Below are 14941 nucleotides of genomic sequence, written 5' to 3' on the forward strand. Positions count from 1 at the left end.
AATTTTCACCTGCTACGGTGACTTTGAACGATCAAAGCGGGATGCTTGTCACACTAATCACGACGTTCACGGGGTGTCAAGCAGACCAGTAGGGTCATATCCAGCCGCCGGAGGAGGGAGTCGCGATGGGTTCGCAGCCGACCGTCAGCGATGTCGCCGGGGTCGCCGGGGTGTCGCGCCAGACGGTCTCGAACGTCCTCAACGCCCCGGAACTCGTCCGCCCCGAGACGCGCGAGCGCGTCCAGGCCGCCATCCACTCGCTCGGCTACCGCCCCCACGCCTCCGCCCGGCGCCTGCGCACCCAGAAGAGCTCGACCATCGGCATCCGGCTCGACCCGATCACACAGGACGGCATCTCGGGCAGCATCCTCGACCGCTTCCTGCACGCGCTCACCGAGCGCGCCGACCGCCAGGGCCTGCGGATGCTGCTGTTCACGGCCGCAGGGCCGGACGACGAGATCGAGCAGTTCCGCCGGCTCTCGGACGCCGCGGACGTGGACGCGTTCGTCCTCACCTCCACCTTCCACGGCGACCCTCGGACGGAGTGGCTGATCGAGCACGGGCAGTCCTTCGTGACCTTCGGCCGGCCGTGGGGGATCGACGACATGACCGATCCGGAGCACCTCTGGGTCGACGTGGACGGCCGCTCCGGGCTCCGCGACGCCACCGCGCACCTGCTCTCCCAGGGCCGCAGGCGCATCGGGTTCATCGGCTGGCCCGCGGGATCCGGCACCGGCGACGACCGCCGGGAGGGCTGGCTCGAGGCGATGCGCGAGCGCAGCGGGCTGGCGGACGACGAGCTGCGTCTGCTCGAGGTCGCGGCCGAGGACCGCGTGCCGTTCGGCGCCGACGCGATCCGCCGGCTGGAGGCACAGGCCGGGCCGGTCGACGGCGTGGTGTGCACCTCCGACTCCCTGGCCCTCGGGGTGCTCACGGTCGCCGGCGGACGCATCCCCGTCGTGGGCTACGACGACACACCTGTCGCGGCCTCCCTCGGCTTCTCCAGCGTGGCCCAGCCGCTCGACGAAGTGGCGGCCGGCGTGCTGGAGCTGCTCACCGGCGCGCACGGCGGCCGGGTCCGCCCGGGCGAGGATGTCGCCGACCCGCGCCACCGGCTGGTCGCGCCCCGGCTCGTTGTTAGGGACGGGCCGCCGCTGATCGGGCCGCGCTGACCCGGCGGACGCTGACCCGGCGGCATCGACCTTCGGGCACGGAGCGGCCCGAAATCCGCGCGTAACGCGCCGTGGAGACAATGGAGGCATGTCTCCACAAGAGCCGCTTCTGGATGCGTCACGAGCGCGTCGCCTTCCCGTCACCGTCTCCATCACCCGCCGTGTCGACGGCAGCCGCCTCGCCGAAGTGACCAGGTGGGTCCAGTCCGGGGTCAACATCGCGAACGGCTACGACGGGTTCCTCGGGTCCGGCTGGGTGCGCGCCCACGCCGACTCGGACGAGTGGCACATGCTCTACCGCTTCGCGGACGCCGACACGCTGGAGGCCTGGGAGGCCTCGGACGACCGCGCTGACTGGCTGTACGAGGGTCGCGAGCTGGTGGAAGTGGCCCGAGTGGAGCGCCGCACGGGCATCGAGGGTTGGTTCGATGCGCCGCAGCCGGGGGTCCCTGCGGCGCCGCCACGGTGGAAGCAGGCCGTGACCATCTGGCTGGGCTTCTTCCCGCTGTCGCTGCTCTTCACGACCCTCGTCACCTCCTTCGTCCCGGGCTGGCACGAGCTGTGGCCGATCGCGACGGTGCTGATCACCACGCTGTGCCTGACGCCGACGATGACGTACCTGCTCCTGCCGTTCGTCACGCGGTTGCTGCAGCCGTGGCTCCGGCGCTAGCGGGGCGGAATCCCGTCCCCACAAGACACGCTGCATCTCCAGGGCGACGATGGGGGGGCGGTCGTGAGGTGAACAGTTCCGGCGTCTCGCGGGGCTTCACCACAGTGGCTATACCCCGAAATGCAAACGCCCCGAGCGTCTAGGTCCAGGCGCTAGCCCTGCGGCATGCAGAACGGAAAATCAGGTGACCTTCCAGGTCCTCGCTGGCCCGGCTCGCGCCCTCGAACTCAACGGTGGCCATTTTCCTGACGTGCCCACGCGACAGAGGGCCGAGGATGTCGCCGAGCTGCGCGAGAGCGAGAAATCCGCGTCTCATTCCGACCTCCGGCTCGGCGAGGGCAGGGTTCTCGGCTCCGACGCCTGATTCACGGTGACAACGCGCGTTGCTGGGCTCGCGCGCGCGGGGACGTGGCCCGCCGCGAACCCGTGCTGCGGATGCCGAGCGCCAGCCTGCCGACCACGAGTTTCACGTGCCGCGTCATGGCGCCGTGGTTGCTGCGTCGAAGTAGGTAGAACAGCGCTTTGCGTTTGCGGGTAGTGGACAAAGACCGTTCCGGCTTGCCGGGTAATGGGTGTGTGTCCACTTCGTTCCACGTGAGAACGAGAGGGAGACCTCAGTGAAGAAATCTCGTGTAATAAGGTCGGCCGCGACGCTGGCAGGAGCCTGCGTCATCGGAGCGAGCCTGACCGGTTTCGCCGCGCTGGACGCGGAGGAAGTCAACGCGGTAGATGCCGTAGCCGCGATCCAAGGCGTTGCGCCCGAGTCGCTTTCAGGCGTGGCCGCGGTTAGCGGTGATAGCGACACTGCTGCGGCGGCAGTTACACTCGAGGGCGGCAGGGTGGAAGTCCCGGTTGACCCTGCCGACGGCGTCTCGCTGGGTGGCTCGGTTCAGATCGGGTTGCCGTTTGCTCAGCAGGCGTCCGACGCCGCGGATTCACAGCTTTCGGGCGTGGTGGCGTTCGACAACAACAACGGCTCGACCACAGTCCCGCTCATCAAGGCGGATGGTGCCGTGCAGATCAACACGGTGATCGAGAACGCCAGCGCCCCCAAACGGTACGACTACCCGATCGACGTTCCCACCGACGCGTCGCTCACCCAGGACGCGAACGGCACTGTTGCGGTGGTCGAAGCGGACGGGTCGCCGCTGCGCGTCTTCGGTGAACCATGGGCGAAGGACGCCAACGGGGAAGCTGTGCCGACCCACTACGAGTTGCGTGGCAACATGCTCACGCAGGTTGTCGACTTCACGGAGCACACCACCTTCCCCGTCGTCGCTGATCCGACGACGACCGGGGTGTATTCGTACAACTGTGTGAACCCGAACGGCAGCAGCTATTTCATGAAGCCGAACGAGAACCTTACGAACTGCAAGGGGAGCTACCTCCAGAAGTACATCAACGGCCGCATGGTTCAGTCGCTCGGCCTCGTCTACCATGGCGGTGCTTACACAAAGGTCACCTGGAAGAGCGGATGCATCCTCGCCCTCGGTGGAGCGGCGGTCGCACTGGTGTGGTTCCCGCCTGCCGGGGTTACCGCCTGGGTGGTGACCAGTGCATTCGCGGCGGCGGGAATCGCCGGAAGTTGTAAAGGGTTTTGATGACGACGCGGCCTCGGCACTTCGCCTACTTTGCTTCAACGGCTCTCGTCGTGGGGGGCACATTGCTGGGCGCCTCGCTCCTCCCGCAGCCGTGGGGTGGGATGGCGCTAACGGCGGGAGCGCTTCTGTGTGTGGCCGTTGATCGAGTGTGGAGTCGCGCCAGGGGTCCGGTCTTTCCGTCGCCACTGACCGCCGCCGTTCGCGTATATCTCGCCGTCTTGGCGGCTGTCTTGGTGTCCGCGCTGATGGTGGTCACGGTGCTCGCTCCCGGCTCCAGCGGTTGGCCGGCGTTGGCGTCGACGATAGTCGCCATGGCGACCGTGTTGGCCGGGAGCTGGGTCGCGGCAAACCAAACCCCGGTCGCCAACCCTTCACCCGAGGAGTGACGACTAGATGTAGGAGGCCAAGACGTTGTTGACGCGTGACGGCATCGCCGAGGCCGGAGGTTGTCCGTCGTGCACGCCGTGGGGTCGGTGGTAGTTGTAGTGCCGGTTCCAGACCTTGAGCGCGGCGGCGCGCTCCTGTTCGGAGTCCCAGATTCGGGCGTAGAGGAACTCTTCGGCGAGGATGCGGTTGTAACGCTCGATCTTCCCGTTGTGTCTGGGCGTGTAGGGGGTGATCCGTTGGTGCCGGCTCTCACCCATCGCGTCAGCGAACGCGCCTGCTCGGTAGCAGGGGCCGTTGTCGGTCACGATTCGTTCGATCTGGGCAATGCCGTGGGCGGCGAACCAGGATCGTGCTCGGTGGAGGAACGCGACGGCGGTGACGGCCTTCTCGTCGGGTAACGCCTCGGTGTAGGCGAGTCTTGAGTATCCGTCGATCGCCGAGTGCAGGAAAACGTAACCGGTCTTCGCCCCGCGTGTCTTCGTGCGCGCAACCGCCTTGGCTTCCGCGCTGTTCTTGCCGTGCACGCGCCAGCCGCCGCCGTCTGGAATGCGGCCGGTCTTCTTCACATCGATATGCACCATGTGTCCAGGCCTCTGGGCGATGATCTTCCGCGGTTCTCGGTTAGTCTCACCGTTCGGGTCAATGAACCTCCGCCGGTTCAAGCCGAGCTGCGCCAACAGCCGGGTGATCGTTCGACGACTGACCGGCGTGCCGACCTGGTGAAGCTCGAACGCGATCCGCGAGGCCGACCACTTGTGTTCCCGGCGCATCGCTTCAATCCGCTCCACCAATCGGCCTGGTGTGGCAGTGGGTTGGTGCGCCGGGGCCGACGAGTGATCAACGAGACCTCGTTCACCGAACTGGCGGTACCGATTGACCCATTTCGAGGCGGTCGCACGCGAAATCCCCATTTCCGCGGCGACATGAGAGATCGGTCTCGTGCGACAACGTTCAACCAGTCGACGTCGACCTTCTGGCGAGAGGGGCGCGTTGCGGTGCAGACGGACGGATTGCCCTCGCGTCGAGGATGGGCAGTCGGGCATGGATCTACCGTGCACCGATCGTCGCTCCGCCGTCGGCGACGAGTGTTTGGCCGGTGGTGTAGTCGTTGATCATCAGGTGGGTGAACGCTCCGGCGATGTCTTCGCTCTCGCCCACCCGGCCCACGGGGATGCTCGCGGCAGTCTCGGCGAAGAACATATCCTGTTCCTCTGCAGACATTCCTCGCCAGAGTGGACTGCGGACAACGCCAGGATAGACCGCGTTGACTCGTACTGGTGCGAGCTCACTGGCGGCAGCCCGTGTGAACGCTTCGATCGCCCCGAGCGCGATGGCTGCTGTGGTGAAGCCGGGGGTAGGCCGCAGCATGCCGGCTCCGCCGCTCAGCGTGATCGAACGGCGCACGTAAGGCAGCGCGGCACGGACTGCGGCGACTGCACCCCAGAGACGCACGTTGAGGAAGCTCCGCATCGTCTCGATGTCGTTGTCTGCGAGTGCGCCGAAGCTCAGTTCATCGCCTGCGGTGTATGCAAGGTGATCGTGTGGGCCGACGAGGTCAAAGAACTCCCGCACCATGTCCGGGTCGCGCACGTCAAGCGCGTGCCCCGTGCTCGATTCGGGCAACTGGGTGAGTGCGGTAGCGACCGATTCGGCGTTGCGGGACGCGACGACAATCTCTGCACCGAGCGCGGCGGACCGCTGCGCCGTGGCTAAACCGATGCCCGAGGTCCCACCGATCACGATCACCCGCTGATCGGTGAGTTCATTTCCCACGGGCCGTGGGCGTAGAGCAGCATTCGTCATGGGAGGTGCGCCTTCTGTGAGATGGACCGAATACGTCCACTTTCTCCGTCATGGGTCGCGTGAGTCCAAGACCTCTTCGGACCTGGTGCAATACCCTGCAGGTATGGCGCGCGAGTTTGACCTGAGGAAGTTGCGCTATTTCGTTGCCGTGGCCGAAGAAGGGAACTTCACGCGTGCGGCACTCTCCCTGCACATCGCCCAGCCAGTGCTCAGCCGCCAGATCAAGGAGCTGGAACACGAACTCGGCGGCTCGCTGTTCATCCGCCACCCGCGCCGACTGGAACTGACACCAGCAGGGAAGAAGCTCCTCACAGATGGGCGACGTCTTCTTACCGCAGCGACGCGCCTGTCCGAGGACGTACGTAGCCTCGCAACCGGAACCCTCGGCCTCACCATCGGACACCATCGCGCTGTTTCAGTCCGCCGGATGGTCCAGGCATTCCAACGCGCGCATCCTGCCGTCGATGTGACGGTCGTACCACTCGACCACGGCCAAGAGACTCATGCGGTGATGTCGGGCGCGGTCGATGTCGCCGTGGTCTGTCTCCTCACGCCACCCGACGGTGTCACCTCGACCGTGCTCTGGGAGGAACCCACCATGGTCGCCCTGTCAGCGACCCATGCACTAACACAGAGACCGACATTGACACTTGGGGATCTGGCACCCTTCGACCGCGCACGCTTCGACTCAGCGGACCACAGCGGACGAAAGCTCCGCGACGCCGACGACCGTCTCGACTTCCTCGCAGGCAGCAACAACGTGCATCTCGTGCCGTCCCTCGTCGGACAGCGGTATCGCCACCCAGACGTGACCTTCATCCCCGTCACCGACGCACCGCCCACCCCGGTCCTCGCCCTCCACCACGCCAATCAGGACACAGCCCTGGTTGCCGGCGTTATCGCTGCTGCCCTCGCTGCGCATAACGTCATGGCCAGCAACAACTAGATCAACCCACGGGGTGTCTGTCATTCGCATCCATCCCGCGCACCACAGCCCCGGCGAGCACGCTGCTGTCCTGATAGCCCATACACGGACCAGGCTGACCTCGCACAGCTTCACGGCGTGGAGCTCAACCGGGAGAGGCAATGTTCGCCGTCCGGTCAGGGTTGTCCCTGACGTCGCCCTGAATCCCGTCAATCGGGTCGAGAAGGCCTTGCATCCTCGTCACTCGCGATATATCGTGATCCCGTCAACAGTCGCGATATAACGCGAGTCACCGACGGCCCCGGCACGGGCCGGAGAAGCAAGGAGCAGGAAGCATGGCACAGGAGAAGTGGCTGATCCAGCCGGGCGAGAGCCGCACGATCGACGTGGAGGTCGTCCGCGCCCTCAAGGTCGGGTTCCTCGGCGGACAGATCGACATCGTCGGTCACGACGACCCCGGCGCGCGCATCGAGGTGCACTCCGTCACCGGGCGCGACCTCAAGATCGTGGTGGACGGCGACCGTCTCGAGATCGACCATCCGCAGCTGCGCTGGGACAACTTCATCGAGGTCTTCAAGTCCATGCGCTCCAGCGCGCGGGCCGACGTCAGCATCCTCGTGCCGCGGGACGTCGCGCTCACGTTCGGCGTGGTGTCGGCGACCGCGCTGGTCTCCGGCCTCCACACGGACGCGCGCCTCAGCACCGTCTCCGGCGACGTGGTCGCCGACGGCCTCACCGGTGACATCGAGCTCAACTCGGTCAGCGGCGAGTTGTCGGTCCGCGATCACTCCGGGCGCATCGTCGCCCACACCGTCTCGGGCGACGTGACGGCGACCGGGGCCATCCGCCGGTTCTCGGCCGACGGGGTCTCGGGGGATGTCATGATCGACGTCACGGGAACGCCCGACGAGATCGCCGTCAACACGGTCTCCGGCGACACCACCATCCGCATCCCGGAGGCCGTCGGCGCCCGCTACCGCGTCAACACGGTCTCCGGAAAGGTGCAGCTCGACAACATGACCGTCGTCGGCGGGATGGGCAAGGGATACACCGGCACAGCAGGCACGCTCGACGGCACCTGGGTCGAGATCAGCATCAACTCGGTCTCCGGCGACGCCGCGGTGCTCCGCAGTGCAGGCGCCGCGCACGGTGCGGAGGCATCGGCGTGACTCCCGTGTTCTCGCACGGGAGCCTCCGGCTGTACCTGCTGAGCCTGCTGGACGAGGCGCCGCGCCACGGCTACGAACTCATCCAGGCCCTCACCGAGCGGTTCGGCGGCACCTACAGCCCGAGCGCAGGGACCATCTATCCCCGGCTGGCGAAGCTGGAGGAGGAGGGCCTCGTCACCAAGGCGGTCGACGGCCGGAAGACGGTGTACCAGATCACCGATGCCGGCCGCGCCGAGCTGGAGGCCCGCAGACCCGAGCTCGACGCGATCGAGGACGAGGTCACCGACTCGGTGCGCCGCCTGGCCGACGAGGTGCGCGCCGGAGTGAACGATGCCATGCGGACGCTGCGGGCCGAGCTCGCCTCCGCCGCCCGCGAGGCGAAGCGCAACGGCTCCCGGGTCGATCCCCGTCAGGAGGCTCGGGACGCCGGGCGGGATGCGCGCGCCGCCGGCAACGCGGCCGCCCGCGAGGCGGAGGCGGTGCTGAACGAGTTCCGTCAGCAGCTCCGGACGGACCTCCGCTACCAGGCCGCTCGCGGCGCGCTCCCAGCGGACATCGTCCCGCTTCTCACGGACGAGCTGAACCGTGTCCGGCGCGTGCTCATCGAGGCGATCGGCCGACGCTGACCGCGATTCGTCCACTTGGGGAAAGAGTCAGTAAATGCTCATCCGGCTCCCAGTGAGACCTCTTCGGGTCGTTCCGCCGCGGCAATCCGCGGGGGAGCGCCCCCGGGAGGAGCGGGCCCCAGTCTTTGCAGAACGACAGGGTTCGGAGGCGCCGACGCGCCGACTTGACAGTGGATTGCCAGCGAGTATGCTCGCCACTCGTGACAAATGAGGGGAGATCCCCGAAGCGCTGGTTGATCGGCGACCCGCTTCCGAGTGAAAAGCTCGAAGGGCAGCTGCTCCCGAAGCACCTCGCGCTACCCATCTTCGCCTCCGATGCGCTGTCGAGTGTCGCGTACGCTCCCCAGGAACTCCTGATGATCCTGCTGCTCGGCGGGCTCGCGTTCCTGACCTTCGCTCCGTGGGTCGCAGCGGCCGTCGTCGTGCTCCTCATCACGGTCGTCCTCAGCTACCGCCAGCTCGTGAAGGCGTATCCCTCCGGTGGCGGCGACTATGAGGTCGCTCACAAGAACCTCGGCGAGAAGGCGGGGCTGATCGTCGCCTCCGCGCTCCTCGTCGACTACGTGCTCACCGTGGCGGTGTCCGTCGCGTCCGGCGTCGACAACGTCATCTCCGCGCTGCCGTTCCTGGCACCCTGGCGCGTCGAGCTGGCCATCCTCTGCGTCATCATCATCGCGGCCATCAACCTGCGCGGCGTGCGGGAGTCGTCGAAGGCGTTCGCGCTGCCGACCTACATCTTCATCGGGAGCATCGCCCTGATGGTCGTGACGGCCCTCGTCCGCACCGTGCTCGGCAACGCCCCGGTCGCGGAGTCCGCCGGCTACCAGGTGCACGCCGACTCGCTCACCCAGGCCGCCGTCGTGCTGCTCCTGCTGCGCGCCTTCTCGAGTGGATGTTCGGCTCTGACGGGTGTCGAGGCCGTCGCGAACGGCGTGCCCGCCTTCCGCACCCCCAAGATCCGCAACGCCCGCATCACCCTCGGCCTCATGGGCGGCATCGCGATCACGCTGTTCGCCGGCCTGACCGCCACCGCGCTGATCAGCGGCGTCCACTACGCCGAGAACCCCTGCGACCTGCAGGGATGGGCGCAGTGCGCCACCCAGCCGCAGCGCAGCCTCATCGCCCAGATCGCCGCGGCGACGTTCGGCAACAACACGTTCTTCTTCTTCCTGGTGCAGGCCGCGACCGCGGTCGTGCTGCTGCTCGCGGCCAACACCGCCTTCAACGGTTTCCCGCTGCTCGGCTCGGTGCTCGCCCGCGACTCGTACGCCCCGAAGGCTCTCAACACCCGCGGCGACCGCCTGGTCTACTCGAACGGCATGATCATCCTGGCGCTGGCCGCCACGGTCCTGCTGGTCGTCTACCAGGCGAACCTGACCCAGCTCATCCAGCTGTACATCATCGGCGTCTTCGTCTCGTTCACGCTCGGGCAGTCCGGGATGGTCAAGCACTGGATCACGCTGCTGCGGTCCGGCGGGCAGACCGGCCGAGAACGCACCGGCATCATCCGGTCTCTCTGCATCAACGCGTTCGGCGCCTGCCTCACCGCGATCGTGCTCATCGTCGTCACGATCACGAAGTTCACGCACGGCGCCTACCTCGTCTTCATCTTCATGCCGATCCTGTGGTTCCTGATGCTCGGCGTGAACCGCTACTACCGTGACGTCGAGAAAGAGGTCGAGGTCGACCCGGTGACGACGTTCGGAAGCGTCGGCGACCACGCCATCGTCCTCATCGGCAAGATGCAGAAGCCGGCGCTGAAGGCCCTCGACTACGCGATCGCCGCGCGGCACGACTCGATCGAGGCGGTGCACGTCTCCATCGATGAGGAGGCGACGCAGAAGCTGCAGCGCCAGTGGGTGGACCAGAACATCCATGTGCCGCTGACGATCATCGAGTCGCCCTACCGCGAGTTCGGCGTTCCGCTCATCAAGTACCTGAAGCACCGACGCGAGGAGCACGGCTCCGAAGTCGTGACCGTGTACCTGCCGCAGTACATCGTCGGCCACTGGTGGGAGGCGCTGCTGCACAACCACCGCGCCCGCCGCATCAGCAAGCAGCTCATGCTCTGCCACGGCGTGACCGTCGCCCTCGTCCCGTGGCTGCTCGACTCGTCCTCGCTCATCTACGGCCGTCGCTCGCGCCCGCTCCCCGGTCAGGACCGCCGCGGCGAGCCGGTGCGGCCCGTCGCCCGCCGGCCCCTCGTCCCGGCGTCGAAGGCGCACACGCGCATCCACATCCACTCGGTGCCGATCACGATCGGGGAGCCGCAGGAGAGCGCGGAGACGGTCGCCGGGACGATCCCGGAACCCCAGCCAGATGGCGGCCAGCGGCCGGCCGGGACGGGCGCGGCGGCTCCCGCGCAGAAGAAGGTGCCGGCGCGCGCCAAACGCTGATCGTGCGGCGCCGAGTGCGCAGCCGCCTCTGCCTCAGGGCCGGGCGCCCGCCGGGAACGCGATCATCTGTCCGTGACCGGGCAGCACCACGGCCGCGTCGCACAGCACGAGGCGCCGGGCGCTGAGCGCGGCCTCGTCGGCGTCGTGCTGGAAGAACGCGGGAAGCTGCTGCAGCTCGCCGCTCTCGCGCAGCAGCGGGTGTCCCGTCACGATGGCATCGCCGGTCAGCAGGGCGCGCGACTCCGGCTCGAAGAAGCAGACGCTGCCCGACGTGTGACCGGGAGACGGGACGAGCCGGAGCGTGTGACCCGTGCTCAGGGCGACGGCATCGCCCTCCAGCGCGACCGCATCGCGCACCCCGACATCGCCGAGGCCACCGGCACGCACGGCCGCGATCGCCCAGCGCACGGTGCCGCGCTTCAGCACAGAGGGCAGCAGGTCGGCGACGGTCACCTGCTCTGTGACGTCGCGACGCACGTTCGGGAGCTCGGCCGGCGCGGCCGCGACGACCACGCCGCGCTCGCCGGCGAACTGCGCGCTCGCCCCGAGGTGGTCCGAGTGCCCGTGCGTGATCAGGATGCGCTTCAGGTCGGCCGGGTCGGCCCCCGCGAGGCGGATGGACTCCTCGACGAGCGGGCGGTCGACCGGGTAGCCGCAGTCGACCAGCTCGACCGCCCCGCCGCCGTGGAAGACGGTCCAGTTCGAGAGCGGTCCCTCGACGAACAGGATGCCGGGAGCGACCCGTGTGGTCGAACGGATGCTGTGCACCCGATCACCCTAGCCGGGCCCCTTGACCTTGACGTAACGTCAACTCCTAGCGTGGATGACGCACCGCACGAGAGGAGGAAGACATGGACTGGTCCATCCAGGACATCGCGCGGATCGCCGGCACCACCAGCCGCACGCTGCGCCACTACGACGCCATCGGGCTGCTGAAGCCGAGCCGCGTCGGCGGCAACGGCTACCGGTACTACGACCGCGACTCCCTCGTGCGGCTGCAGCGCATCCTGCTTCTCCGGGAGCTCGGCCTCGGCCTCGAAGCCGTCGGCCGGGTGCTCGACGACCGCACGGATGCGGTGCCCGCACTGCGCGACCACCTGGCGTGGTTGCAGGCGGAGCGGGAACGGCTGGCGCGGCAGATCGCGTCGGTCGAGTCGACGATCCACGCTGTGGAGGAAGGAGCGGAGATCGTGGCCGAGCAGATGTTCGACGGATTCGATCACACGCAATACAAGGACGAGGTGGAGCAGCGCTGGGGGAAGGACGCCTACGCGGCGTCGGACCGCTGGTGGCGCAGCAAGACCGCCGAAGAGCGCGCCGACTGGCAGGCCCGGCAGGCGCGGCTCGCGGCCGACTGGCAGGCCACCGCGTCCTCCGGCGTCGAGCCCGGATCGGACGAGGCGCAGGCGCTCGCGAAGCGTCACGCCGAGTGGCTGGCGGACATCCCGGGAACCCCGGGGTACGGCACGGGCGCGCCGACAGCCGCCTACCTGACCGGTCTGGGCGAGATGTACGTCGCCGACGAGCGCTTCGCCGCCACCTATGGCGGCGCCGACAACGCGACCTTCGTGCGCGACGCCCTCCGCCTCTACGCCACCACCCACCTCGCCTAAGCCCCCACCGTCGAGTCCGCGAAGACTTACCGCTTTGCGCCCCTTCGGCGTGCAATTTGTGCGGACTCGACGGAGGGGGGTCAGGGGTGGCGGGGGCGGCGCGTGATGCGGTCGTCGAGCCAGTGGGCGGCGACGATGCGCGACGGACGGGATGCGTCCGGCGTGCGCGGCGTGCGCGGTGCGCGGTCGGGCTGCGGACCCTGGACGAACGGCGAGTCGGCCCGCGCGAAGCGGTCGTGCGCCGCCCGGTCGGATTCGAGCAGGATGCCGTCGCGCACGTCGAAACGGACGGCATCCTGCTCGTCCTCGAGGCCGGCCGACTGCTCGGCCGTTCCCTCGAGCTCGCTCTCCAGCCGTGCCGCAGTCGTTGCAGCGTCCTGCGGCAGGCGGATCGCGAAGAAGGGGAGGGTGACGCTGCACAGCGGGCCGACCAGGAGCGCGAACGCGAGCGTCCCGATCCCGACATTCCCGCCGAGCACCCACCCGACGATCAGCACGGTCACCTCGATGGCGGTGCGCACCATCCAGATCGGCCGGCCGGTGCGGGCGTGCAACCCGGTCATCAGGCCGTCGCGCGGGCCGGGGCCCAGCCGCGGGCCGATGTACAGGCCGGTGGCGACGGCGAGCAGCGCGAGGCCGGCCACGAAGAACAGCACCTGCGCCCACAGTTCCGTCTGCTGCGGCAGCAGGTCGAGGCCCAGCTGCGCGCTCGGACCCACCAGCAGGACGTTGAGGACGGTGCCGAGTCCCGGTCGCTGGCGCAGCGGGATCCAGAACGCCAGGACGACGAGACCGACGAGGTTGGTCACGAAGCCGAACGGGATCCCGGTCTTGAGGGAGAGCCCCTGGGCGAGCACGTCCCACGGCGACAGCCCGATGCCGGCGCGCACCATGAGCGCGATCGCGATCCCATAGAGGAAGAGTCCGATCAGCAGCTGCACGAGGCGGCGGGTGAGGAGAAGTCGGGCGGCCATGGGCACAATCCAATCGCAGTGATTGGACTCGCAACAAGATGCCAATCCGACTAAAGTGGCCTGCATGTCGGATGCCCAACTCACCGCGCGCTCGCTGGAGCACCTTCTCGGAACCTGGCGGACGGGAGCAGCCGGCTACCAGGCGCTCGCCGACCGCATCCGCCTCCTCGTGCTGGACGGCCGCATCCCGATCGGCACGCGGCTGCCCGCCGAGCGCGACCTGGCCGGCAAGCTCGAGCTGAGCCGCACGACCGTCGCGGCCGCCTACCGGCAGCTGCGCGAGGCCGGCTTCATCGACAGCGTCCGGGGCTCCGGCAGTGTCGCCCGCCTCCCCGGCCCGGCGCTTCCGCTGCCCGCGGTGGGCGGCGAGGGGATGCTGGACTTCACCAAGGCGTCGCTCCCGGCCGCATCACCGCTGGCGGCGGCGGCGCGTGCGGCCGCCGAGGAGCTGCCGCGCTTCCTGCCGGACCCGGGCTACGACCCGGTGGGGCTCCCGCACCTGCGCGCCGAGATCGCGGAGCGGTACACCGCGCGCGGTCTGCCGACGACCGCCGACCAGATCCTGGTGACGGTCGGAGCCCAGCAGGCCATCGCCCTGATCGCCCGCACGTTCCTCGGGCGCGGAGACCGCGTCGTCATCGAGGTGCCCACGTATCCGCACGCCATCGAGGCGATCCGCCTGGCGGGCGCACGCCTCGTCCCGATCACGGTCTCCACGCCGGAGTCCGGCCCGCACCGCATCGAGGACCAGCCCGACGGCTGGGATGTGGAGGCCATCGAGCAGACCTTCCGCCGCGCGAATCCGGCGCTGGCGTACCTCATTCCCGACTTCCACAACCCGACCGGCGCGACGATGTCGCCGGAGACGCGGGAGCGGGTGCTCGCGGCAGCGGCCGGCCACGGTGCGATCGTGGTCGCCGACGAGACGACGGCGGAGCTCGACATCGACCGGATCGGCGAGTTCCTGCCGATGCCGGCCTACGCCGACTCCGCCGCGACCGGGGCCCCGGTGATCATGATCGGCTCGGCCAGCAAGACCCTCTGGGGCGGGCTGCGCATCGGCTGGATCCGCGCCGAGCGCTCGCACATCCAGCGCCTCATCGCCGCGAAGCCGTCCACCGACCTCGGCACGCCGGTGCTCGAGCAGCTGGTCGTCGCGCGGATGATCCCGCAGCTGCCCGAGATCATGGAGGAGCGGCGCGAGCAGCTCCGGCAGGGCCGCGACACCGTCCGGCGGCTGGTCGCGGAGACGTTCCCCGACTGGACGATGCCCGTGCAGCACGGCGGTCTCACGGCCTGGGTCGGGATCGGCGCTCCGGTCAGCTCGGCGCTCGCCCTGGCAGCGCGCAGCCACGGTCTGCTTATCGCGGCGGGGCCGCGGTTCGGCATCGACGGGGCGTTCGAGCGCTTCCTCCGTATCCCGATCACATACACCGCCGACGAGTACGCGCGCGCGTTCACGGCACTCGCCCGGGCCTGGGCGGTCGCCGCCAACGAGCCGGTGCCCTACTTCGACTCCGGGGCGCTCCCCAGCGTCGTCTGAGCGCGGCCGAGGGCCCTCCGCCCGGGGACTCCCGGCGGAGTAGCGGGATGTCGTACCCAGGC

General features: G+C 68.6%; 14 protein-coding genes. 10 read left to right on the forward strand and 4 right to left on the reverse strand.

What is annotated here, in order from left to right:
• The first annotated feature begins 125 nt into the window (after positions 1-125).
• The 4 genes from BLW09_RS02090 (at position 126) to BLW09_RS02105 (ending at position 3443) form a co-directional block, all read left to right on the forward strand.
• The gene (locus BLW09_RS02090; RefSeq protein ID WP_089907810.1) at positions 126-1172 is read left to right on the forward strand and encodes a LacI family DNA-binding transcriptional regulator; all 1047 of its coding nucleotides are present in this window, start codon (positions 126-128) and stop codon (positions 1170-1172) included.
• Positions 1173-1260: 88 nt separating this feature from the next.
• Complete coding sequence (locus BLW09_RS02095) at positions 1261-1842, forward strand: antibiotic biosynthesis monooxygenase (RefSeq protein WP_089907813.1); 582 nt, start codon at positions 1261-1263, stop codon at positions 1840-1842.
• A 184-nt stretch (positions 1843-2026) separates the two neighbouring features.
• Positions 2027-2206, forward strand: a complete 180-nt coding sequence (locus tag BLW09_RS02100; protein WP_089907816.1) for a hypothetical protein — start codon at positions 2027-2029, stop codon at positions 2204-2206.
• Positions 2207-2459: 253 nt separating this feature from the next.
• A complete protein-coding gene (locus BLW09_RS02105; RefSeq protein ID WP_157696888.1) occupies positions 2460-3443 on the forward strand; it encodes a hypothetical protein in 984 nt (327 codons plus the stop codon).
• Between the two features lie 389 nt (positions 3444-3832).
• Here the strand turns inward: BLW09_RS02105 and BLW09_RS02115 are convergent, their stop codons facing one another.
• Positions 3833-4873, reverse strand: a complete 1041-nt coding sequence (locus tag BLW09_RS02115) for an IS481 family transposase (protein WP_089907822.1) — start codon at positions 4871-4873, stop codon at positions 3833-3835.
• A gap of 4 nt (positions 4874-4877) precedes the next feature.
• Positions 4878-5633 carry an SDR family oxidoreductase gene (locus BLW09_RS02120; protein WP_089907825.1) on the reverse strand — a complete coding sequence of 252 codons (756 nt, stop codon included), beginning with the start codon at positions 5631-5633 and terminating at the stop codon, positions 4878-4880.
• A 103-nt stretch (positions 5634-5736) separates the two neighbouring features.
• Between BLW09_RS02120 and BLW09_RS02125 the strand changes: the two genes are divergently transcribed.
• The 4 genes from BLW09_RS02125 (at position 5737) to BLW09_RS02140 (ending at position 10749) form a co-directional block, all read left to right on the forward strand.
• Positions 5737-6579, forward strand: coding sequence for a LysR family transcriptional regulator (locus BLW09_RS02125; RefSeq protein ID WP_172824163.1), 843 nt, complete (start codon positions 5737-5739; stop codon positions 6577-6579).
• A 314-nt stretch (positions 6580-6893) separates the two neighbouring features.
• The gene (locus BLW09_RS02130; protein ID WP_089907832.1) at positions 6894-7727 is read left to right on the forward strand and encodes a DUF4097 family beta strand repeat-containing protein; all 834 of its coding nucleotides are present in this window, start codon (positions 6894-6896) and stop codon (positions 7725-7727) included.
• Positions 7724-8353, forward strand: coding sequence for a PadR family transcriptional regulator (locus BLW09_RS02135; protein WP_089907836.1), 630 nt, complete (start codon positions 7724-7726; stop codon positions 8351-8353). The genes BLW09_RS02130 and BLW09_RS02135 overlap by 4 nt, the downstream gene beginning before the upstream one ends.
• A gap of 233 nt (positions 8354-8586) precedes the next feature.
• Entirely contained in the window at positions 8587-10749 is a 2163-nt protein-coding gene (locus BLW09_RS02140) for an APC family permease (protein WP_089907839.1), read from the forward strand.
• A 33-nt stretch (positions 10750-10782) separates the two neighbouring features.
• Here the strand turns inward: BLW09_RS02140 and BLW09_RS02145 are convergent, their stop codons facing one another.
• Positions 10783-11517: an MBL fold metallo-hydrolase gene (locus tag BLW09_RS02145; RefSeq protein ID WP_089907841.1), complete on the reverse strand. Its 735-nt coding sequence runs from the start codon at positions 11515-11517 to the stop codon at positions 10783-10785.
• 83 nt (positions 11518-11600) lie between these two features.
• On the opposite strand from BLW09_RS02145, the gene BLW09_RS02150 reads away from it, so the two are divergent.
• Positions 11601-12362 carry a MerR family transcriptional regulator gene (locus tag BLW09_RS02150; RefSeq protein WP_089907844.1) on the forward strand — a complete coding sequence of 254 codons (762 nt, stop codon included), beginning with the start codon at positions 11601-11603 and terminating at the stop codon, positions 12360-12362.
• An 80-nt stretch (positions 12363-12442) separates the two neighbouring features.
• Here the strand turns inward: BLW09_RS02150 and yczE are convergent, their stop codons facing one another.
• Complete coding sequence (gene yczE / locus BLW09_RS02155) at positions 12443-13336, reverse strand: membrane protein YczE (RefSeq protein WP_089907847.1); 894 nt, start codon at positions 13334-13336, stop codon at positions 12443-12445.
• Positions 13337-13400: 64 nt separating this feature from the next.
• Between yczE and yczR the strand changes: the two genes are divergently transcribed.
• A complete protein-coding gene (gene yczR, locus BLW09_RS02160; RefSeq protein WP_089907850.1) occupies positions 13401-14879 on the forward strand; it encodes a MocR-like transcription factor YczR in 1479 nt (492 codons plus the stop codon).
• Positions 14880-14941 lie beyond the last annotated feature (62 nt).

Origin of the sequence: Leifsonia sp. 21MFCrub1.1 (assembly GCF_900107895.1) — a bacterium.
GTDB lineage: Bacteria > Actinomycetota > Actinomycetes > Actinomycetales > Microbacteriaceae > Leifsonia > Leifsonia soli.